This is a genomic window from Streptomyces sp. NPDC003635 (assembly GCF_053587635.1).
The window spans coordinates 62935-83338 of the sequence record NZ_JBSFOK010000001.1; the positions used below are offsets into that span (position 1 = coordinate 62935).

At 71.7% G+C, this 20404-nt stretch carries 23 protein-coding genes, 2 tRNA genes and 1 other RNA gene; 16 read left to right on the forward strand and 10 right to left on the reverse strand.

From position 1 onward, the window contains the following. Window positions 1-176 precede the first annotated feature (176 nt). A complete protein-coding gene (locus tag ACWDRW_RS00295) occupies window positions 177-2429 on the reverse strand; it encodes a DNA polymerase III subunit gamma and tau (RefSeq protein WP_451717838.1) in 2253 nt (750 codons plus the stop codon). A 43-nt stretch (window positions 2430-2472) separates the two neighbouring features. Beyond that, an RNA gene (gene ffs, locus ACWDRW_RS00300) (signal recognition particle sRNA small type) lies at window positions 2473-2571 on the reverse strand. Window positions 2572-2643: 72 nt separating this feature from the next. Between ffs and ACWDRW_RS00305 the strand changes: the two genes are divergently transcribed. Then, window positions 2644-2731, forward strand: a tRNA-Ser gene (locus tag ACWDRW_RS00305). Window positions 2732-2805: 74 nt separating this feature from the next. On the opposite strand, the gene ACWDRW_RS00310 is transcribed toward ACWDRW_RS00305, so the two are convergent. Further along, window positions 2806-3267 (reverse strand): hypothetical protein, encoded by a 462-nt coding sequence (locus ACWDRW_RS00310; RefSeq protein ID WP_451717841.1) that lies wholly within the window; start codon window positions 3265-3267, stop codon window positions 2806-2808. Window positions 3268-3520: 253 nt separating this feature from the next. On the opposite strand from ACWDRW_RS00310, the gene ACWDRW_RS00315 reads away from it, so the two are divergent. Next, a complete protein-coding gene (locus ACWDRW_RS00315; RefSeq protein WP_451717844.1) occupies window positions 3521-4030 on the forward strand; it encodes a DUF4396 domain-containing protein in 510 nt (169 codons plus the stop codon). Between the two features lie 20 nt (window positions 4031-4050). Here the strand turns inward: ACWDRW_RS00315 and ACWDRW_RS00320 are convergent, their stop codons facing one another. The 5 genes from ACWDRW_RS00320 to ACWDRW_RS00340 all read right to left on the reverse strand — a co-directional run bounded on the left by ACWDRW_RS00320 (window position 4051) and on the right by ACWDRW_RS00340 (window position 9627). Further along, window positions 4051-5661, reverse strand: a complete 1611-nt coding sequence (locus ACWDRW_RS00320) for a copper resistance CopC/CopD family protein (RefSeq protein WP_451718649.1) — start codon at window positions 5659-5661, stop codon at window positions 4051-4053. A 94-nt stretch (window positions 5662-5755) separates the two neighbouring features. After that, the gene (locus ACWDRW_RS00325; RefSeq protein ID WP_451717846.1) at window positions 5756-6508 is read right to left on the reverse strand and encodes an SDR family NAD(P)-dependent oxidoreductase; all 753 of its coding nucleotides are present in this window, start codon (window positions 6506-6508) and stop codon (window positions 5756-5758) included. Continuing rightward, complete coding sequence (locus ACWDRW_RS00330) at window positions 6505-6984, reverse strand: cupin domain-containing protein (protein WP_451717849.1); 480 nt, start codon at window positions 6982-6984, stop codon at window positions 6505-6507. Before ACWDRW_RS00330 ends, ACWDRW_RS00325 begins: the two co-directional genes overlap by 4 nt. Next, window positions 6981-7580: a GNAT family N-acetyltransferase gene (locus ACWDRW_RS00335; protein WP_451717852.1), complete on the reverse strand. Its 600-nt coding sequence runs from the start codon at window positions 7578-7580 to the stop codon at window positions 6981-6983. Before ACWDRW_RS00335 ends, ACWDRW_RS00330 begins: the two co-directional genes overlap by 4 nt. Further along, window positions 7573-9627, reverse strand: a complete 2055-nt coding sequence (locus ACWDRW_RS00340; RefSeq protein ID WP_451717854.1) for a penicillin acylase family protein — start codon at window positions 9625-9627, stop codon at window positions 7573-7575. The genes ACWDRW_RS00335 and ACWDRW_RS00340 overlap by 8 nt, the downstream gene beginning before the upstream one ends. Window positions 9628-9715: 88 nt before the next feature. Between ACWDRW_RS00340 and ACWDRW_RS00345 the strand changes: the two genes are divergently transcribed. From ACWDRW_RS00345 to ACWDRW_RS00360, 4 genes are all read left to right on the forward strand, one after another. Beyond that, entirely contained in the window at window positions 9716-10426 is a 711-nt protein-coding gene (locus ACWDRW_RS00345; RefSeq protein ID WP_451717857.1) for a siderophore-interacting protein, read from the forward strand. A 24-nt stretch (window positions 10427-10450) separates the two neighbouring features. After that, window positions 10451-11035: an HhH-GPD-type base excision DNA repair protein gene (locus ACWDRW_RS00350; RefSeq protein ID WP_451717859.1), complete on the forward strand. Its 585-nt coding sequence runs from the start codon at window positions 10451-10453 to the stop codon at window positions 11033-11035. 55 nt (window positions 11036-11090) lie between these two features. Further along, window positions 11091-11759 carry an HdeD family acid-resistance protein gene (locus tag ACWDRW_RS00355; protein ID WP_451717862.1) on the forward strand — a complete coding sequence of 223 codons (669 nt, stop codon included), beginning with the start codon at window positions 11091-11093 and terminating at the stop codon, window positions 11757-11759. Between the two features lie 79 nt (window positions 11760-11838). Further along, window positions 11839-12138, forward strand: coding sequence for a hypothetical protein (locus ACWDRW_RS00360; protein ID WP_451717865.1), 300 nt, complete (start codon window positions 11839-11841; stop codon window positions 12136-12138). Window positions 12139-12325: 187 nt separating this feature from the next. On the opposite strand, the gene ACWDRW_RS00365 is transcribed toward ACWDRW_RS00360, so the two are convergent. Next, window positions 12326-13906, reverse strand: coding sequence for a helicase HerA-like domain-containing protein (locus ACWDRW_RS00365; RefSeq protein ID WP_451717868.1), 1581 nt, complete (start codon window positions 13904-13906; stop codon window positions 12326-12328). A 104-nt stretch (window positions 13907-14010) separates the two neighbouring features. Here ACWDRW_RS00365 and ACWDRW_RS00370 point away from each other — a divergent pair, with 104 nt between their 5' ends. After that, complete coding sequence (locus tag ACWDRW_RS00370) at window positions 14011-14307, forward strand: type II toxin-antitoxin system VapB family antitoxin (protein WP_003999914.1); 297 nt, start codon at window positions 14011-14013, stop codon at window positions 14305-14307. 141 nt (window positions 14308-14448) lie between these two features. Further along, window positions 14449-15093 (forward strand): LytR C-terminal domain-containing protein, encoded by a 645-nt coding sequence (locus ACWDRW_RS00375; protein ID WP_451717870.1) that lies wholly within the window; start codon window positions 14449-14451, stop codon window positions 15091-15093. Window positions 15094-15220: 127 nt separating this feature from the next. Here ACWDRW_RS00375 and upp read toward each other — a convergent pair whose 3' ends face one another. Continuing rightward, window positions 15221-15856: a uracil phosphoribosyltransferase gene (upp, locus tag ACWDRW_RS00380; RefSeq protein WP_451717873.1), complete on the reverse strand. Its 636-nt coding sequence runs from the start codon at window positions 15854-15856 to the stop codon at window positions 15221-15223. Between the two features lie 93 nt (window positions 15857-15949). Here upp and ACWDRW_RS00385 point away from each other — a divergent pair, with 93 nt between their 5' ends. The 8 genes from ACWDRW_RS00385 (at window position 15950) to ACWDRW_RS00420 (ending at window position 20347) form a co-directional block, all read left to right on the forward strand. Then, the gene (locus ACWDRW_RS00385; RefSeq protein ID WP_451717876.1) at window positions 15950-16135 is read left to right on the forward strand and encodes a hypothetical protein; all 186 of its coding nucleotides are present in this window, start codon (window positions 15950-15952) and stop codon (window positions 16133-16135) included. A 231-nt stretch (window positions 16136-16366) separates the two neighbouring features. After that, window positions 16367-16894, forward strand: coding sequence for a tRNA adenosine deaminase-associated protein (locus tag ACWDRW_RS00390; RefSeq protein ID WP_451718651.1), 528 nt, complete (start codon window positions 16367-16369; stop codon window positions 16892-16894). Window positions 16895-16950: 56 nt separating this feature from the next. Next, window positions 16951-17382 (forward strand): tRNA adenosine(34) deaminase TadA, encoded by a 432-nt coding sequence (gene tadA, locus ACWDRW_RS00395; RefSeq protein ID WP_451717879.1) that lies wholly within the window; start codon window positions 16951-16953, stop codon window positions 17380-17382. Between the two features lie 56 nt (window positions 17383-17438). Continuing rightward, window positions 17439-17523: transfer RNA gene (locus ACWDRW_RS00400), tRNA-Ser, on the forward strand. Between the two features lie 127 nt (window positions 17524-17650). Then, window positions 17651-17830, forward strand: coding sequence for a hypothetical protein (locus ACWDRW_RS00405; RefSeq protein ID WP_451717882.1), 180 nt, complete (start codon window positions 17651-17653; stop codon window positions 17828-17830). Continuing rightward, window positions 17827-18120 (forward strand): Dabb family protein, encoded by a 294-nt coding sequence (locus ACWDRW_RS00410; RefSeq protein WP_451717885.1) that lies wholly within the window; start codon window positions 17827-17829, stop codon window positions 18118-18120. The genes ACWDRW_RS00405 and ACWDRW_RS00410 overlap by 4 nt, the downstream gene beginning before the upstream one ends. A 147-nt stretch (window positions 18121-18267) precedes the next feature. Beyond that, window positions 18268-19119 carry an RNA polymerase sigma factor SigF gene (locus tag ACWDRW_RS00415; protein WP_451717888.1) on the forward strand — a complete coding sequence of 284 codons (852 nt, stop codon included), beginning with the start codon at window positions 18268-18270 and terminating at the stop codon, window positions 19117-19119. A gap of 346 nt (window positions 19120-19465) precedes the next feature. Continuing rightward, complete coding sequence (locus tag ACWDRW_RS00420) at window positions 19466-20347, forward strand: RNA polymerase sigma factor SigF (RefSeq protein ID WP_451717891.1); 882 nt, start codon at window positions 19466-19468, stop codon at window positions 20345-20347. The last annotated feature ends 57 nt before the right edge of the window (window positions 20348-20404 follow it).

Sequence of the window (20404 nt, forward strand, 5' to 3'; positions counted from 1 at the left end):
CGCGGTCGGCGGTACGGCGGGGTCCCGCGCGCCCTGCTCTCAGCTCTCAGCTCGCGGCTCGCGGCTCCTTGCTCGGCGGCACACGACTGACGACCAGCGGCTCGCGGCTCGGCGGCTCCCGACTCACGACTAGCGGCTCGCTAGTCGGCGGCTCCCGACCAGCGGCCCGCGGCTCGCTACTCGTTCGTGAACTCCTCGACCACCGTCGCGCCCAGCTCCCGGACGATCAGGTCGTGGCCGGAGAGGGCCGACTCGTTGAGGTCCGGGTCGTCGTCCTCGGGGATGTCGTCCTCGGGGGCGACGGGGGCCGGGTACGGCTCAGGGGCGGGGGCCGCCTGGGGCGGGGCCGCGGGGGCGGACGGGGAGGGCATCGGCGCGGGGGCGGAGGGAGCCGGGGCCGCAGGGGCGGGCTGGGGAGGTGCCGGGCGGACGGGGGACGCCGGGGCGCCACCGCCGTAACCGCCGCCTCCGCCGAAGCCGCCGGTGCCTCCGCCACCGTAGCCGGAGGAGCCGCCCTGCGGGGGCGCGGCGCCGCCGCCCGACGGGTCGACGATCGCCTCGATCTTCCACTGGACGTTGAACTGCTCGGCGAGCGCCTGACGCAGGACGTCCTCGCTGCCGCTGCTCGCGAAGTTGTCACGGGCGCCGGCGTTGACGAAGCCGAGCTGGAGGGTCGTGCCGTCGAAGCCGGCCACCTGGGCGTTCTGGCTGAGCAGGATCCAGGTGAAGCGGCGGCGGTTCTTGACGGCCTCCAGGATGTTCGGCCAGAGCATGCGGGGGTCGACTCCGCCCGCGGGGGCGGCCGCGGGGGGTGCGGGCGGCCCGGGGGCAGGCTGGGGCGCGGGCGCTTGGGCAGCGGGCGCGGGCGTCGGGGCGCTCGGTGCGGGCTGGCCTCCAGTGCCGGCCGGGGTGGCGGTGGGCCAGCCGCCGGGACGGCGACCGCTGCCGGCGGTGGTGGCGGTGGGCCAGGCGCCGGGGGCGGGTGCGGCGGCGGGGACGGGTGCGGCAGGCGCGGGTGGGGCGGCCGGGGTGGGCTCGGCGGGCGTCGGAGCGGGGGCCGGGGGCTGCTCGGCTACAGGGGCGGGCTGCACAGGCGGCGCGGGCGGCGCGCTCGGGCTCCCGGGGCTCCCAGGGGCCCCCGCTCCTCGCACCGCCGCACGGGCCGCCGCCGGACCGCCGCCCTGCGCAACGGTGGGCACGGCTACCGGGGCATGGGCCTCCGGGCCGGGGACGTACCCCATGGCCGGGGTTCCCCCGCCGCCGGAGAAGTTCACGCCGCGCTCCAGCCGGTCCAGCCGGGCCATGACGGACCGCTCGTCGCCGTAGGCGGCGGGCAGCAGGACGCGCGCGCAGATCAGTTCGAGCTGGAGCCGGGGCGAGGTGGCTCCCCGCATCTCGGTCAGACCGTCGTTGACGAGGTCGGCGGCGCGGCTGAGCTCGGCGGCGCCGAAGGTGCCGGCCTGGGCCTGCATGCGCTCCAGGACATCGGCGGGAGCGTCGATGAGCCCCTTCTCCACGGCGTCCGGGACGGCGGCGAGGATGACGAGGTCCCGCAGCCGCTCCAGCAGGTCGGCGACGAAGCGACGCGGGTCGTTGCCCCCCTCGATGACCCGGTCGACGACCTCGAAGGCGGCGGCCCCGTCACCGGTGGCGAAGGCCTCGACGACGGAGTCGAGGAGCGAACCGTCGGTGTAGCCGAGAAGGGAGGTGGCCATGGCATACGTCACACCCTCCTCCCGCGCTCCGGCGAGGAGCTGGTCCATGACGGACATGGAGTCACGCACGGAGCCCTGGCCGGCCCGCACGACGAGCGGCAGCACGCCGTCCTCGACCGGGATGTTCTCCTTGCCGCACACCTCGCCGAGGTACTCCCGCAGGGTGCCCGGGGGGACGAGCCGGAAGGGGTAGTGGTGGGTCCGCGACCGGATGGTCCCGATGACCTTCTCGGGCTCGGTGGTGGCGAAGATGAACTTGAGGTGCTCCGGGGGTTCCTCGACGACCTTCAGCAGGGCGTTGAAGCCGGCCGACGTGACCATGTGGGCCTCGTCGATGATGTAGATCTTGTACCGGCTGCTCGCGGGCCCGAAGAACGCCTTCTCGCGCAGCTCACGGGCGTCGTCGACACCACCATGAGAAGCGGCGTCGATCTCGATGACGTCGATGGAACCGGGTCCGTTCCTGGCCAGGTCCTGGCAGGACTGGCACTCGCCGCACGGGGTGGGCGTGGGACCCTGCTCACAGTTCAGGCAGCGGGCGAGGATCCGGGCGCTGGTCGTCTTGCCGCAACCGCGCGGACCGCTGAACAGGTACGCGTGATTGACCCGGTTGTTCCGCAGCGCCTGCTGCAACGGGTCGGTGACATGCTCCTGCCCGATGACCTCGGCGAACGACTCCGGGCGATAGCGGCGGTACAGCGCGAGAGACGACACGCCTACGAGGTTATAGGCGCCCACTGACAACCCGACCCACGGGAACGCAAGCGCCCCCCACGCACCCGCCAGAGCCAACCTACCCTTGCTGCCTTCCGGCCCTGGGGGAGTTCAGTCAGATAGCGCCGCGTGAGGGGCTCCGCACAGAGTACCCGACGTCAGCGGGTGGGAACGAGTTCGCGAGCACACCTCTCGGTCATGTAATGTTCCGAGCGGAGGATTCGCCTAGAGGCCTAGGGCGCACGCTTGGAAAGCGTGTTGGGGGCAACCCCTCACGAGTTCGAATCTCGTATCCTCCGCCAGTGCCTCACCGGGCACGATGTCGAAGGGCCCCACTGTTCGCAGTGGGGCCCTTCGACGTTGTCCGTCCCGCCGGTCAGCCGAGCAGGCTGAGGAGGACACCACAGACCAGCAGCAGCGACGCGAGCTGCGCGATGCACCACGAGATCCGGTAACTGAGCGTCCGGCGATTGCGCACCTCGAGCAGCCTGGGGAAGATCTCGTGCGGGTGCTGCAGGTCGTAGGTGTCCGTCCAGTGCACCGAGACGACCGTCAGGCTGAGCGCTCCGGAGAGGCCGCTCGCCACGAGTGCCGCCGCCAGGAGCGGCGTGGCGCCGGGAGCGCCCGCCGGGACGGCCAGCACCACGGACGCGGCGGCCACCAGGAAGCCGTCATAGGCCAGCAGCACCTGGGCCTTGGAGTCCAGGACGCTCAGGCAGCCGTAGAGGTACTCGTGGGCGTAGACGTCCTGGGGCTCCGGCTGGAGTCGTTTCAGGGCTTCCAGATGCCCTCGTAGTTCGGTCCCCTGGAAGATGCCTTGCCGAAGCCAGGGCTGCATCCCACTCCCCTCTCTCGCGGTCCAGCGGCGCCGGTCTCCAGGCGGAGCATGACCGCGGGACCCCTTCGTGTCAGCGGCGCGCGGCCCTCGTGCCGCCCGCTTACGCCTGCCTCAGTAGGGGGGAGTCGTGAAGAGCGGTGACTCTCCGTCATTCAGTCACTCCTTCCGGAATACCCCCCTGGGGTATATGGTTGAGCGCAGTAAGCCCAGGAACTCGGGGCTCGCACCTCACAGGGGATTGGGGACCGTAGTCATGGAACACAGCGCTCACCACACCGAAGCCGCGCACGACCACGCAGCGCATGCCGGCCATGGCGGTCACGCCTCCGGTGCCTCCTGGTCCATGGCCGTCAAGGCCACGCTCCACTGCCTCACCGGGTGTGCCATCGGCGAGATTCTCGGCATGGTGATCGGGACCGCGCTGGGGTGGGCGAACGCGCCGACCATGGTGTTGGCGATCACCCTGGCGTTCCTCTTCGGGTACTCGTTCACCCTCTTCGCGGTCCGCCGGGCCGGGCTGGACTTCAAGTCCGCCATCAAGGTCGCCCTGGCCGCCGACACCGTCTCCATCGCCGTGATGGAGTTCGTGGACAACGCGATCATCGCCCTCACCCCCGGCGCCATGGAGGCCCATCTCGACGACGGACTGTTCTGGTCGGCCCTCCTGGGCGGCTTCGCCGTCGCCTTCGTGATCACCACGCCGGTCAACAAGTGGATGATCGGCCGCGGCAAGGGGCACGCCGTCGTCCACGCGTATCACTGAGGCCGCCCGGACCGCCGGGCTCAGCGCACCTGGACGCGGCGCTCCATGCTCACCTGGTCGATCTCCGAGGTGCGGACCGTGATCCTCATGGTCCAGGTGCCGGCCAGGGGGAGGTTGACGAAGCTGTTCGCCCAGTAGCCGCCCTGGTCCTTCAGCTCGGCGTCGAGGGGGCCGACGTCCTGGGCGGGGAGCGTGAAGGTGACGCGCAGCTCGGGAACCGCGGACAGACCGCCGTCCGGCCCGAGCACCACCGCCTGGAGCGAGTTGTCGCCGACCCGGCCGGGGTCCAGGGTGAGCTCGACCTTGCCGGTGCCGCCGGGGGTGCCGACGTCGAAGGGGACGGTGACGGAGACCGTGCCGCCGGCGGGGGGTGCGGGTTCCTTCGCCTCCGCCGCGGCTCTTCCGGGGAGGGTACTGGTCAGGACGGTCGTGATCACCAGGACGACCACGCCGGTGGCGACCTCGGCGAGAACGGATCGGCGGAGGGGGCGGCGGGCCCTCCAACGGCGGGACACGGCCGCGGCTGCCAGGAGGAGGGCCACCGCTGCCAGCTTGAGGATCAGCAGTCTGCCGTACGTCGTGCCGGTGAGCGTGTCCCAGGCGCCCAGGCCTCGCCAGGACTGGTAGGTGCCGGTGATGACCAGGACGGTCACGGAGGTGAGGGCGAGCCGGGAGAAGCGGTCGACGGTGGCGGGGGTCGGCTTCGCGCGGTACAGGGTGATCAGGAGGGCTATGAGGCCGCCCAGCCATATCGCCGTGGCGAGGAGGTGGAGGGTGGTGGAGGCGATGGCCACGGGGACCTGGATCCCCGCGGAGGCGTGGTCCGACGCGGCCCAGGTCAGAGCCAGTGCGGTACCGAGGAGCGCCGGTGGGGCGGTGCGGCGCCAATGCCCCTTGGCGGAACTTCCGAGCCGCGTGAGCACAGGCACCGCCAGCAGCAGCAAGGCCGCCCTCGCCAGCAGGGCCAGTCCCGGCCTGCCCGTCAGCGTGCGTTCGAAGGCCTCCCCGTCCAGGGCCGCCGCCGGTCCCTCCCCCGACTCGTACGGCGCCCTCAGCACCAGCAGAGCCACCGTCGTGGCGAGGAGGGTCCACCAGCCGACGAGGAGCGGTCTGCGCAGGGCCTCCGGCTCGGGAGGCCGGCACACCACGATGAAGGCGGCCGTGCCGATGAGCAGGCACGCCGCCAGGTACGCCAGATAGCGGGCGATCTTGTGGAGGGCGGCGGTGGCCGGGTTCTCCGCCGGGCCCGTGTCCACGGCGACCGGGGTCGCGGAGGGCTTGCCCACCGAGAAGGTGAACGCGCCCGAGACCGGGTGGCTGTCCGCGGACACCACTCGCCAGGCCACCGTGTAGGTGCCCTCGGCCATGCGGGACGGCATGGACACCCGGGCCGTGGCGGCGGAGTCCGCGTGGTCCGCGTCGTCCAGCTCCAGGCGTCTGCCGTCCGGTCCCAGGACGCGGACGGAGTCGTCGAGCAGGCCGACCGACTCCGTGAAGGTCAGGGTGAGGTGACGGGGGGCCGTTCGCAGGACGGCTCCGTCGTCGGGGTCGGTGCCCCGGAGGGCCGCGTGCGCCGAAGCCGTGCCCGCGCCGCCGAGGACGAGCAGGACCAGCAGGGCCGCCAGCAGCACCAGCCCTTGAACTCCCCGCCCTCGGACCACGTCGTCTCTCCGTCTTCCCCGGTCTCGGCCACGCGCTTACGTACGTACGGCGGCCGCGCACCGCTCACCACGTCGGCCTGGCGATCGCTCCCCCGTCCACCACCAGATCGTGCCCGGTGATCCAGGAGGCCAGGGAGGACGCCAGGAACACGCAGGCGTCGCCCACGTCCTCCGGGCGCCCGAGCCGCCCCAGGGCCGAGGCCCGCCGCCATCGTCGTACACCCTCGGGCCACGCCTCGGCCAGGCCGTCGCGTTCGATCAGGCCGGGCGAGACCGTGTTGACGCGGATGCCCACGGGACCGTACTCCAGGGCCGCGGAGCGGGCGTGCATCACCACCGCCGCCTTCGAGGCGGCGTAGTGCGCGTGGCCCTCGGCCGGGAGCCGGGCCTCCACCGAGGCGATGTGGGTCACCGAACCGCCGCCGTCCTGCCCGCGCATGATCTCCGCCGCCGCCTGGGTGCAGGCGAAGACGCTCGTCAGGTTGGCGTCCAGGACCGCTCGCCACTCGGCGGCCGTCATTCCCCGCAGTTCCCGCACCGGCTGCGCGCCCGCGTTGTTGACCAGCGCCGTGAGGCGTCCGCCGCCCCACTCCGCGGCCTCGCGCACCACCCGACGGCACTCCTCCTCGACGGTCAGGTCCCCGCGCAGGACGACCGACTCACCGATCTCGGCGGCCACTTCACGCGCGGACTCCACCGAGGTACGGGCGTGCAGGGCCACCGCGGCGCCCTGCTCGGCGAAGCGCAGGGCGATGCCCCGGCCGATGCCGCCGCCGGCTCCGGTGATCAGGGCGACCTGGCCCTCGAGCAGCTTCATGGACGGCACAGTTCCATGATCCGCGCGGCCTCCTGGGGATAGCGGGCGGTCAGTTCCTCCGCGTCGCCGTGCTCGTAGTCCTCGTAGGTGAAGCCGGGCGCCATCGTCGTACCGAAGAACGACCACGTGCCGCCCGCCACGACCCTGGCGCCCATCCAGGTGCCGGCGGGGACCGTCAGCTGGGGGTGCTGGCCGGTCAGCAGCGCCGGGCCGAGCGTCACTGTGCGGGAGCCGCCGTCGGGTTCCAGCAGGAGCATCTCCAGGGGATCGCCCAGGTAGAAGTGCCAGACCTCGTCGGCGGTCAGCCGGTGCAGCGCCGAGAAGTCGCCCGGCTCGGCGGTGAGCAGGGCGACTATGGCGGTGCCTGTCGGGCGGCCGTCCGGGCGCGGGGCGCCCGCCCAGGTCTGGCGGAACAGCCCGCCCTCGCGCGGTATGGGCTCCAGGCCGTAGTGGGCGACGAGGTCTTCCGGGGTCACCCGGGGAAGGCTACCTCCCGCCGCAGAAAGGCGAGTTGGGCCTTCTTCTCCGGCAGGTACACGTCCGGGATGTCGATCTCGGGCAGGGTGACGACCGGGCCGGGCTCGAAGCCCTGCCGCAGGAAGCGGGCGACGGCCTTCTCGTTGGCCACGTCGGGGTCCACCACGACCCGCTGCCGGTCGAGACCGATCAGGACGTACGAGGAGATCACCGCGACCAGCGCGGACGTCCAGCCGGGGCGGCCGCCCTCCGGACCGGCGGGCGCGAGGAGCAGGTGGACGCCGATGTCGCCGGGCTCGACCTCGTAGCACTCACTCACCCGGTCGGCCTCGGGCTCGTAGGTCTGGAGCAGGGCGACGGGGTCGCCGTCCCGCTCGATCAGGTAGGCGTGGTGGGTGTCGAGGGTGTCCAAGTGGGCGTAGATCTCGGCGACCTGCTCCCTGCTGAGGCCGTTCATGCCCCAGAAGGAGGCGCGTTCCTCGCTGACCCAGGCGTGCACGACCTCGGCGTCGGCCCGCGGGCCGAGGCGCCGGACGCGGACCGTGCCGAAGCCGTCGACCGGCTGTTCGTACACCGTGGGGCGGGGCTCAGACATCGGTCTCTTTCTCCAGTCGGTCGAAGTCCGTGACGACGGGGACCAGGTCTCCCCTGGTCCACAGGGGCAGTTGGTCACGCTGGTGGGGGGTGCCCGGCACCCCGCAGGCGCCGAACGGCACGACCCACAGGCTCTGTTCGCGGTCGGCCAGGTCCCAGACGTACCGGGCGGCGGGGCCGCGGGCGGCGCGGTCGGTGATACCGGGGACGGCGGAGGTGCACAGCACGCAGTCGTGGTCGCCGGAGAGTCCGGGCTCGTCGTACTCGGCGGGGAGAGCCCGCCAGGGGGCGAGGACGTGGGTGTCGCCCCACACGCCCCGCGGCGGATCGGCGGCCACCTCCTCCAGCGCGGCCCGCACGGCCTCCGGCCGGTCGACGCCGTACAGCTCCTCCGCGCGCAGCAGGTGTTCGAGGGCGAAGCCGATGCGCGGGACGAGGGCGAGCCAGGGGAGCAGGACTTCGGGGTAGGCGGGGAGCCTGGTCAGCGCGGCGAAGGCGGGGTGCGCCGCCAGGTGGCGTACGACGGCTCCGCGCACCGCCGCGTAGAGGGCGGCGGGTCCGCTGTCCGCGTCCATGCGGCGGTCCCACGCCAGGAGCGTCGCGCGGACGCGGGCCGCCTCGGGGGAGAGGCCGTCGAGGGCGGCCAGGTGGTCCATCAGGGGGGCGGCGGAGGCGAGGTGGGTGTCGGTGTGGATCGCGGGCATGTCGTCGGGCGACCACCGGCGCCGGGCGGCGAGCAGTTCGGCGATGCGGTCGGCGCGGTGCGGCGGGGCGAACTCGACGCCGAGGGGCGCGGCGGGGCCGCGCTGGTTGGCCATCACCGCGACCCCGTCGGCGAGTTCGCCGTACGGCGTCTCGTGCCAGCCCCGCCATTCGTGGCCGGGTTCCCAGGCGGGGACGAGACGGGTGCGGTTGGCCTCGGAGCGCAGCGGCACCTTCCCGGCGACGCGGTGCAGGAGGCCGCCCTCGGTGTCGGCGGCCTGGACGACGTTGACGGGCTCGGTCCAGTGGTCGAAGGCCCGGTCGACGTCGGCCACCCGGCGGGCCCGGAGGAGGGGGAGGAGCGCGCTGAAGCCGAGGTCGCCGGTGACGCGGGGCGGGTAGCGGAGGCTGACGGAGCACTCGGCGTCCGAGCCGTCGTACAGGCCCTCGGGGCCGCCGACGACCACCGGGCCGCGTTCGGTCTCGATGACCTCGACCTCGACCGGGTCCTCGCCCGCGACCTCGATCGTCTCGGTGTGCCGGGCGGCCCGGTGCCAGACGCCGTCGGGGCCGAGGGCCTCCACGCCCGCGCCGGTGCGGCGCAGCCGCTCCCGGTACAGGTCCTGGTAGTCGGCCATGGCGTTGGTGATGGCCCAGGCGACCGAGCCGGTGTGACCGAAGTGGGCGATGCCGGGGACACCGGGGACGGCGAGGCCGACGACGTCGAACTCGGGGCAGGAGAGGTGGATCTGCTGATAGACGCCGGCGTCCTCGATGAACCGGTGCGGGTCGCCGGCGACGATGGGCTGCCCGGAGACCGTGCGCTCGCCGCTCACCAGCCAGCCGTTGCTGCCGGAGGTCCCGGGACCGTCGATGGCGAACAGCCCGACGGCCTCCTCGCCGAGGTGCCGGACCGCCTGCTCACGCCAGAGCTTGGCCGGGAACCCCGCGAACAGGATGTGGATGCCGAGCCAGACGCCGAGCGGGGTCCAGGGCTCCCAGCGACCGGGGGCGCCGAGCGGCAGAGTCGCCTCCGCGAGGCCTTCGTTGACGCCTTCGACGTACGAGCGGATCCAGTCGGCCGTCTCCGTGTCCCGGCGTTCCAGCTCGGCCCAGCAGCGGCGGGCGGTGTCGTCGAGCCTGGCCCGGCGGACGAAGTGGTCCCAGGGCAGGGAGTCCGGGCCGAGGAGGGCGGCCGAGGTGCCCTGGGCGCGGCGCCGCTCCACCTCCAGTTGCCAGGCCCGGTCGAGGGCGGTCACGCGGCCCTGGGCCCGGGCGAGTTCGCCCACGTCGTCCGCGCGAAGATGCGGGATGCCCCAGGCGTCGCGGTAGATCTCGGCGGTCACCTGCCACCCTCCTGTGCTTGCGATGTGCTTTAGGTTAGCCTTGCCTAAGTTATTCGTGGCGGAATAGTACGCGAAGGGTGAAGACGCGATGGGGCAGGGGCACGGTTGGCAGGGCACGGTCCTGAAACTGATGGGCGCCAAGGACTTCGAGTTCACGGTCACCGGCGCCGAGGACGTCTCCTCCGACTACCGGCGGCTGCACCTCACCGACGGCGGGATGCTCGCGGCCACCGGGGTCCACCCGACGATGTGGGTCCGGCTGTGGTTCGAGAACGGCGGCAAGCCGCACCAGCGGGCGTACACGCTGGTCGACCCCGACCCCGAGGCCGGCACCTTCAGCCTCGAGTTCGCGCTCCACGAGGGGCGCGCCAGTGACTGGGCGCGGGCGGCGAAGGCCGGGAGCACCATCGAGGCGACGGTCCAGGGCACGGGCTTCCAGCATCCCCGGCCCGAGCCCTCGCACCTCTTCGCGATGGCCGACCCGGCTTCGCTGCCCGCGCTCAACTCCCTGCTCGCCGAGCTGGGTTCGGCCCCGGCGACCATCTGGTTCGAGGGGTCCCTGGACGGCCTGCCGTTCCGCGGTGACCCCTCCCGCCACGACGTCCGCACGGTCGCCCGCCACCAGCTCGTCGACGCCGTCCGCGCCGACCTCCCGGACCTGCTGAAGGGCACGCGGCAGCCGTACGTCTGGATCGCCTGCGACACACTGACGACCCGGACCCTGTCGGCGTACGTCCGCAAGGATCTGGCCGTCGCCAAGGACCGGCTGCACGCGCTGGGGTACTGGCGCGCGACCTGAGCCGGTACGCGGGATCATCGACCCATGGACGTCACCCTTCACCTCGCCCAGGATCCCGAGGCCGACGCGCTGCTCGGGCGCAGTCCGCTCGCCGCGCTGGTCGGGATGCTGCTGGATCAGCAGGTCCCGATGGAGTGGGCGTTCAAGGGTCCCCGCACGATCGCCGACCGGCTCGGCGCGGACGATCTGGACGCGCACGAGATCGCCGCGCAGGACCCGGAGGCCTTCGCCGCCGTGCTCTCGGACAAGCCGGCCGTGCACCGCTACCCGGGGTCCATGGCCAAGCGCGTCCAGCAGCTGTGCCAGTACCTGGTCGAGCACTACGACGGCAACGCCGAGCTGGTCTGGAAGGGCGTGACCGACGGCAAGGAGTTGCTCCGGCGCCTGGAGGAACTGCCCGGCTTCGGCAAGCAGAAGGCCCAGATCTTCCTGGCCCTGCTCGGCAAGCAGCTCGGCGTTGCCCCGAAGGGCTGGCGCGAGGCGGCGGGTGCGTACGGCGAGGCGGAGTCCTTCCGCTCGGTCGCTGACATCACGGGACCGGAGTCCCTGGCGAAGGTGCGGGCGCACAAGCAGGAGATGAAGGCGGCGGCGAAGGCCGCGAAGAAGTAAGCCGATCGGCCGTCCCCGGATGGCGGTCGTCGCTCGCCCGGTCCAACCATGAACCATGACCGAGGCACCGTCCGGCTCCGCTTGGGGCCCGGAGTACGACGACCGCAAGGTTCACGCGCAGCAGCGCGCCCCGCGCGACGGCCACGAGCCCGAGCCGCCCTTCGAGGGGCCCCTGCACGCCCTGTCCCAGGCCGCCTGGCAGATCGTGCTGGTCACCGGCATCGCGTCGCTGATCCTGGGCGTGCTGGTGCTGATCTGGCCGGGCTCGACCCTGCGCGCGACCGGCGTGCTGTTCGGGCTCTACCTCCTGGTCAGCGGGGTCTTCCAGCTCGTCTCCGCCTTCGGCACGCACAAGACGACCTCGCTGCGGGTCCTGGGGTTCGTCAGCGGCGCCCTGTCGATCCTGCTCGGCCTGTTCTGCTTCCGCGGCCCCATGCAGTCGCTGCTGCTGCTCGCCCTGTGGATCGGCATCGGCTGGCTGATCCGCGGCATCACCCAGACCCTGGCCGCCGCCTCCGACGCCTCGATGCCCGCCCGCGGCTGGCAGATCTTCCTCGGCATCGTCACGTTCCTCGGCGGCGTCGTGCTGATCGTCTCCCCCTTCGAGTCGGTCTTCGTCCTGACCGTCGTCGGCGGGGTCTGGCTGATCGTCGTCGGCGTCGTCGAGATCGTCAGCGCGGTGGGCATCCGCGGCCGGGCCCGACAGGTCCCGCACGAGCTGTGACCGGCACCGGTACGCCGAGCGGGCGGATCTCGGGCGCGGCGCGATGAACGGCGCGGCCCCGCCGGGGAGGTGACCTTCCATGAGCACTGCACGAAGCCTCCCACGCGGCCGCGCCTGGCTGCGGGCGTTCGTACTGCTGCTCGCCCTGTGCACCCCGGCGGCCCCGGCCGCGACGCCCATGGCGCCGGCCGCGGCGGCCGTCGAGTTCATCGAGTACGACGCCGTGGACGCCGCCCCGCGCCCGGCCGCCGCCCGCCGCGCGCACCGCCCGGACGCCGTACCCCCGCGTCCCGCATCGCGTCCCCGGACGGCGGTGCCCTGTTCGGAGCCGGTCCCCCACACCCCGCCGGCCCGGCGCTCAGTGGTCCTGCGCTGCTGACGGAACCGGTCCCCACCGGTCCATCCGTCAGTACGACACGAGGAGCACCCCCATGCCCGTCGACCCCTACGCCGTCCTGCGCGCCCTGGTGCGTGCCGAGGCCGCCCGGAGCACGCCGAAGCCGCAGGTCAAGCGGGACGAGCGGCCCCAGAAGGAACAGAACCGCTGAGCGCCAGGCGGAGGCGGCCTACCGCCTCCGCCGAGCCGTGCCGAAGACCGAGCGGGTGATCTCCCGCCCGATCTGGGTGCCGATGGAGCGGGCGAGCGACTTGAACATGCCGCTGCCGACGACCTGTTCGACCATCGAGGGCTCGTCCTTGGGCTCAGGGGTGGCCTTCGGGGCGCGGGCCCGCATCTCGTCCGGACCCTTGCCCGCGGGGGGCCGCTGGAGCCTCTCGTACGCCGACTCACGGTCGACGGCCTGCGCGTACCGCTCGTAGAGCGGCGACCGGCGCACCGCCTCCGCCAACGGCACCGGCGCCATCAGGGACTCGGGCGCCCGCAGCCGGGTCGCGGCGACCGGGGTCGGGGCGCCCTTCTCGCTGAGCACGGTGACGACGGCCTCGCCGGTGCCGAGCCCGGTGAGCAGCTCCTCCAGGTCGTACGCGCTGTTCGGGAAGGTCTTCGCCGTGGCCTTCAGCGCCTTCTGGTCGTCGGGGGTGAAGGCGCGCAGGGCGTGCTGGACGCGGTTGCCGAGCTGGGCGAGGACGTCGCCGGGTACGTCCTTCGGGGTCTGCGTGACGAAGAAGACGCCGACCCCTTTCGAGCGAATGAGCCGCACGGTCTGCGTGATGGAGTCCAGGAACGCGTTCGAGGCGTCGTGGAACAGCAGATGCGCCTCGTCGAAGAAGAACACCAGCTTCGGCTTGTCGGCGTCACCGACCTCGGGCAGATCGTGGAAGAGATCGGCGAGCAGCCACATCAGGAAGGTGGAGAACAGCTGCGGCCGGTCCTGCACGGCGGCCAGCTCCAGCACCGACACCATGCCCCGCCCGTCCTGCGCCGTCCGCAGGAACTCGGCCGTGTCGAACTCCGGTTCCCCGAAGAAGGCGCCCATGCCCTGCGCCTCGAACGCGGTGAGCGAACGCAGGATGACCCCGGCCGTCGCCGTCGACAGACCGCCGATGCCCTTCAGCTCGGCCTTGCCCTCGTCCGACGTCAGGAAGGCGACGACCGCCCTGAGGTCCTTGAGGTCGACCAGCTCCAGGCCCTTGGTGTCGGCGTAGTGGAAGATCAGGCCGAGGGACTGCTCCTGGGTCCGGTTCAGCTGGAGGACCTTCGACAGCAGGACGGGACCGAAGCTGGTGATCGTGGCCCGCAGCGGGATGCCGTCACCGAGTCCGCCGAGGGCGTAGAACTCGGCGGGGAAGCCGGTCGGAGTCCATCGCTGATGCACCTCCGAGGCCCTCGCGGAGACCTTCTCGCCCTGCTGCCCCGGTGCCGAGATCCCCGACAGGTCCCCCTTGATGTCGGCGAGGAAGACCGGCACGCCCTGCGCCGAGAGCTGCTCGGCGATCAGCTGGAGGGTCTTGGTCTTGCCGGTGCCGGTGGCGCCGGCGACCAGGCCGTGCCGGTTGAGCATCGGCAGCGGCACCCGGATCCGCGCGTCGGCCAGGCACCGGCCGTCCCACAGCAGGGCGCCGAGATCGAGCGCGGGCCCGGCGAAGGCGTACCCGGAGGCGATCTCCAGGGCCTCCTTCGGCAGGGCCGGTGCGCTCCCGGGCTTCTCGGGAACGGTGGCCGGCGGCATGGTTTCGCGCTCACTCATCTCAGGCACCTGTTCCGATTCGCCCCGATTTACAACATCTTTTCCAGCGTCGCACTCCGTCGCCATGGCTGCGCCCGGAACGTCTGGACCGGTAGGCTTTCCGTGTGATCTTCAAGCGCATCGGAAACGGCCGGCCGTACCCCGACCACGGCCGGGAGAGCACCCGGCAGTGGGCGGACGTCGCGCCGCGCCCGGTCCGCCTCGATCAGCTCGTGACGACCAAGGGCCAGCTCGACCTGGAAACCCTGCTCGCCGAGGACTCCACCTTCTACGGCGACCTGTTCGCGCATGTCGTGAAGTGGCAGGGCGACCTGTACCTGGAGGACGGCCTGCACCGGGCCGTGCGCGCCGCGCTCCAGCAGCGCCAGGTGCTGCACGCGCGCGTGCTCGAACTGGACTGACCCGCCGGACCGGCCTCCCGCACGGCCGATCGGCGCGATCGAGTGTCCGTCCGGTGAAGGGTTGGCCCTTTTGGGTTCTCCTGCCCGGCGTCGAATGATCATCTAGTAGGCATCACCGCCCCGGCGCATTACGCTGCGCCCATGAGCATGCTGACTCCCCCCGGCATGGGCGGCCAATACCGGATCACGGGGGACAAGTACCCGCGCATGCGCCGTCCCCGGCGGCGCGGCAGGCTGGTGCTTCTGGCCGTCGCCTCCGTCACCGTGCTCGGCGTCGTCGGCTGGGGCACGCTCCAGCTCGTCGACGTCTTCACCGGCGGCGGGGAGAAGGCCTCGGCGGCCGGCCCGAAGGCGGACTGCGCCACCCGGGCCACGCCGTCGGCCGGCGCGAGCCCCGCCGCCCTGCCCAAGCCGGGCCAGATCACCGTCAACGTGCTCAACGCCACGCCCGTCAGCGGCCTCGCGAAGAAGACCGCCGACGAGCTGAAGAAGCGCGGCTTCAAGATCGGCGAGGTGGGCAACGCGACGAAGGAGTACGACAAGAAGGTCAAGGGCACGGGGCTGCTGCTCGGCCCCGCTTCGGCCCTGGACACCTCGCTGCCCGTCCTCGCGACCCAGCTCACCACCGCCGAGCGCCGCACCGACGAGGCCCGCAAGGGAACCGAGGTCGACCTGATCATCGGCACGTCGTTCAAGAACCTGACGACGAAGACGGACGCGGAGAAGGCACTGGCGAAGCTGGCGGCCCCGCAGCCGAGCCCGGCGGCCTCGAAGAAGGCCTGCTAGAGAACGCCCCTAGGGGCAACGCACTCAGGGCGCGGGGCCGTATCGACACACGGGTCCGCCACGGGGGGCGGGACACGACGGTGCCGCAGCCGCGAACGCGACGGACCGCGGCACCCCCGGGTGGCGACTACTCCGCGGCTCCGTACATACGGTCCCCCGCGTCCCCCAGCCCCGGCACGATGTACCCGTGCTCGTTGAGCCGCTCGTCCACCGAGGCCGTCACCACGGTCACCGGCGCCCCCGCCAGCTCCCGCTCCATGACCTCGACGCCCTCGGGGGCGGCGAGCAGCACCACGGCCGTCACATCGTCCGCGCCGCGCTTGATGAGCTCCTGGATCGCCGCGACCAGCGTGCCGCCCGTGGCGAGCATCGGGTCCAGGACGTACACCTGCCGCCCGGAGAGGTCCTCCGGCATGCGCGTGGCGTACGTGGACGCCTGCAGCGTCTCCTCGTTGCGGATCATGCCCATGAAGCCCACCTCGGCGGTGGGGAGCAGCCGGACCATGCCTTCGAGCATGCCGAGCCCGGCGCGCAGGATCGGCACGACCAACGGCCGCGGGTGGGAGAGCTTGACGCCGGTGGTCCGCGAGACCGGCGTCTGGATGTCGACCTGTTCGGTGCGCACATCCCGCGTGGCCTCGTAGGCGAGCAGGGTGACGAGCTCGTCGGCGAGACGGCGGAACGTCGCGGAGTCGGTGCGCTGGTCGCGCAGCGTGGTGAGCTTGTGGGCGACCAGAGGGTGGTCGACGACGTGGAGACGCATGTCCCTAACAGTAACCGGGGCACCGCGCCGTCGGCGCTGGCATCAAACCGCCCATCAGGGGGAAAGTGGGAGGGACGTACTGGGGGTGCACACATGCCTGACAGTGAGTCGCTGGAGAACCCCGCGCCGCGGGAGACCGAAGCGGAGCGGCGTCGGCGCCGGGCCCGGTTCCTGCGCGAACTGGCCGAGGCCCGGGAGCTGCGCGACCGCGTCCAGCCCCGCCGCGCCAAGGCCGCACGGCTGCGCCACGCCATGCGCATGCGCACCTTCCGCTGGTAGCGCTCGGGACGTTCTCGGGCCGCCTGATGCCTGATCCACGCCGATGGCCGCGTACGATCCCGCTGGTGGACGATCAAAACGGGCGGACACAGGGAGCCGAAGACGTCCCCTGGACGCTCCGTTTCTGCCACGATTCCGAGTGGGTGGGGCTCGGAGCACCGCTCTCCCCGCCCGCAACCTCCGCCGGGGGGACCCCCAACCGGCACGCCTATGACCAGTGGGAGAGTCACGGTGTACTTCGCCGCACTGCTCGCGCGCACCGAAGACGGGTGGGAAGCGAGCGACACAGAGCTCGACGATGTGGAGACCTTGTCGGATCTGGCCGACCTGGCCCGTGAAGCCTCTCCCGAGGACGACACGGTGCTGGTGCTCATCGAGCAGGAGGACGCCTGGTTCGGTGTCGTCCGCATCGACGGCGAGGACGACCCTCGTATCTACGTCTCGGACGCCGCCGCCGCTGCCCGCAGCAGCTACGGCGAGATCCTGCTCACCGACGAACTGCTCGGAAAGGAGCCGGGCGAGGACGAAGCCGACCTGGACGCCCTCGACCTCGACGGCACGGAGGAGCCGGACGGCGACTCCGACGACGAGGACGGCACCGCCGCCGACGCCGTGCCGCACAGCCCGGTCGGCGACAGCGAGATCCTCGACGACCTGGGTGTCAGCGAGAAGGAGCTGAAGGCCCTGGACGCCGACGACGCGCTGGGCGCCATCGCCGAGGCGCTGGGCGCCGCGGAGGTCCTGGAGACCGTCCGCTGATCCCGGCCCTTCCCGCGGGTCCCCCGGACCCGGTACGCGACCGCTGGCGGGCCGCGATGCGGCTCGCCCTGGACGAGGCCGAACTGGCCGTCCGGGGCGGGGACGTGCCCGTCGGCGCCGTCGTGCTGTCCGCGGACGGCGAGACGGTGCTCGGCGCCGGGCACAACGAACGCGAGGCCACCGGCGACCCGACCGCGCACGCCGAGGTGCTGGCGATCCGCAGGGCCGCCGCCGAGGTCGGGGAGTGGCGGCTGACGGGCTGCACGCTGGTCGTCACGCTGGAGCCCTGCACGATGTGCGCGGGCGCGTTGGTGCAGTCCCGGGTGGACCGGGTCGTCTACGGCGCCCGGGACGAGAAGGCCGGCGCGGCGGGCTCCCTCTGGGACGTCGTCCGCGACCGGCGGCTCAACCACCGCCCCGAGGTCGTCGAGGGAGTGCTCGCCGAGGAGTGCGCGGGGCTGCTCACCGCGTTCTTCCGGAATCGGTGAACGGTCGGCGAATACCGATTTCGGAGCAGGGGCCCCGGTGCTGTAAGGTCTCCCTCGGTAGCGTGTCCGAGCGGCCGAAGGAGCTCGCCTCGAAAGCGAGTGTGGCGCAAGTCACCGAGGGTTCAAATCCCTCCGCTACCGCTTGAGAAGGGCCCCGTCGAGAGACGGGGCCCTTCGTGCGTCCGCGGGGTTCGGGCCGGGGTTCTTGAAAAGGGCGTGACGGATACACTCACCGCCGTCAACAGGGGGCGCGTGCAGGGAGGCCGCAGTGGCGGTGAATTCGAAGAAGGTCGCCGTCTATGTGCTCGTGGTCTTCGTGCTCTACGTGATCATCACGGACCCGGCCAAAGCGGCCGATTACGTGCAGATAGGGTTCGAGGGCATATCCAACGCCGCCAAGGCCATCGGCGACTTCATGACCTGGCTCGCCGACGGAGGAGACTCATGATCCGCCACCTGGTCCTCTTCAAGCTCAACGAGGGTGTCGAGCGGGACGACCCCCGCGTCCTGGAGGGCGAGAAGGCCTTCCAGTCGCTGGAGGGCAAGATCTCCGAGATCCGCCACTGGGAACTCGGCTGGAACCTCAGCGACCGCCCCATCGCCTACGACTACGCGATCAACTCCGCCTTCGACGACACCGACGCCCTGCGCCGGTACGTGGAGCACCCCGAGCACCAGGCGGGCGTGACCCTTTGGAAGGAGTTCGCCACCTGGGTGATCGCGGACTACGAGTACTGAGCCGCCGAACCCCGCAGCCCTCCGCCGTAACGGCGGGGGGCTTTTGTGCGTCTTCAGCACTACTTCACCCTCAACACGGCGTTATGCGGTGCTTGCACACAGTGCACATGTCTTGTGATGCTATGACCGCTTTTGACGGATGAGTTGATGGATCACGAGGTGGAGTTGACCGTGTCGGCCAGTACTGCGCCTCCCCAAGAAGCGGCCCCAGAAGCGGCGGCGGCCGCACCGCGCAGCCGTGGCGCCGACACCCGAGCGCTCACCCAGGTGCTCTTCGGGCAGCTCAAGGAGCTTCGGCCGGGCACGCCGGAGCACAACCGGGTGCGCGGGGCGCTCATCGAGGCCAATCTCCCGCTCGTGCGCTACGCGGCCGCCCGCTTCCGCTCCCGCAACGAGCCGATGGAGGACGTGATCCAGGTCGGCACGATCGGGCTCATCAACGCCATCGACCGCTTCGACCCGGACCGCGGCGTGCAGTTCCCCACCTTCGCCATGCCGACCGTCGTCGGAGAGATCAAGCGGTACTTCCGGGACAACGTCCGCACGGTCCACGTACCGCGCCGACTGCACGAGCTGTGGGTGCAGGTCAACAGCGCGAGCGAGGACCTCACCACCGCCTTCGGACGGACCCCGACGACCGCCGAGATCGCCGAGCGGCTGCGCATCAGCGAGGAGGAGGTGCTGTCCTGCATCGAGGCGGGACGGTCGTACCACGCCACCTCACTGGAGGCGGCCCAGGAGGGCGACGGGCTGCCGGGGCTGCTGGACCGGCTCGGTTACGAGGACCCCGCGCTGGACGGTGTGGAGCACCGTGATCTGGTGCGGCACCTGCTCGTCCAGCTGCCGGAACGGGAACAGCGCATTCTGCTGCTGCGCTACTACAGCAATCTCACCCAGTCGCAGATCAGCGCGGAACTCGGCGTCTCCCAGATGCATGTCTCGCGGCTGCTCGCCCGGAGCTTCCAGCGGTTGCGGTCCGCGAACCGGATCGACGCGTGAGGAGTGGCCGCGTGAGTGGCGGCGCCTGAGCATCGGCACCCGAGTATCGGCGCCCCAGCGAAGTTCGACCGGCAGTCGACCGAAAGCCTGAGCGAACAGTAACCGGGGAGAGCGAATCGCTCACCAGGGCGGTTCCCGACAGTTTCGCGCCGAAAAACCGTCAGACCCCTTGTTTCCAGGGCGGATTCACGTCTTACATGTCGACATGTCACTACAGCGTGTTGCCGACATGTGACATTCTGCGGGAAGCGCGTTTGCCGTGGCTTCGGCTCCGGTATTCAGGTGAAGGCTGACGTTCCTCGCAGGGGCGTTCGCCACGACCGTCCCGCGACCCAGAGGGGGTGGCATGTCCGCAGAACAGGGCAGCTCCAAGGTGCTCACGCTCACGAAGAGCGAGGCTGCGCCCGCGCTCGACGACGACGTAACGGCCCTTGTCGAGGCCGCGCCGACCCCGGCGACCTCAGGAGCCATCGACACCCGCACCCTGTCCCGCTCCCTGTTCCTGCGGCTCGCCGCGCTGGACGAGAACAGCCCCGAGCGCGCCTACGTCCGCGACACCCTGATCGAGCTGAACCTCCCGCTCGTGCGGTACGCCGCCGCGCGCTTCCGCTCCCGCAACGAGCCGATGGAGGACATCGTCCAGGTCGGCACGATCGGGCTGATCAAGGCGATCGACCGGTTCGACTGCGAACGGGGCGTGGAGTTCCCGACGTTCGCCATGCCGACCGTCGTCGGTGAGATCAAGCGGTTCTTCCGCGACACCTCGTGGTCCGTGCGCGTCCCGCGCCGGCTCCAGGAGCTGCGCCTGGCCCTGACGAAGGCCAGCGACGAGCTCTCCCAGAAGCTGGACCGCTCCCCGACGGTCACCGAACTCGCCGCGGTACTGGGCGTGTCCGAGGAGGACGTGGTCGACGGCCTCGCGGTCGGCAACGCCTACACGGCCTCCTCCCTCGACTCCCCGGCCCCCGAGGACGACGGCGGCGAGGGCTCCCTGGCCGACCGCCTCGGCTACGAGGACAGCGCCCTGGAGGGCGTGGAGTACCGCGAGTCCCTGAAGCCCCTGCTGGCCAAGCTCCCGCCCCGCGAGCGCCGCATCATCATGCTGCGCTTCTTCGCCAACATGACCCAGTCCCAGATCGGGGAGGAGGTCGGCATCTCCCAGATGCACGTCTCCCGGCTGCTGACCCGGACGCTGGCCCAGCTGCGGGAAGGGCTCATCTCGGACTGAGGCCCGAGGGGCCTACGAACTCGGAGGGTTCGAGGAGTCCTAGGAGTGCGAAGGGTT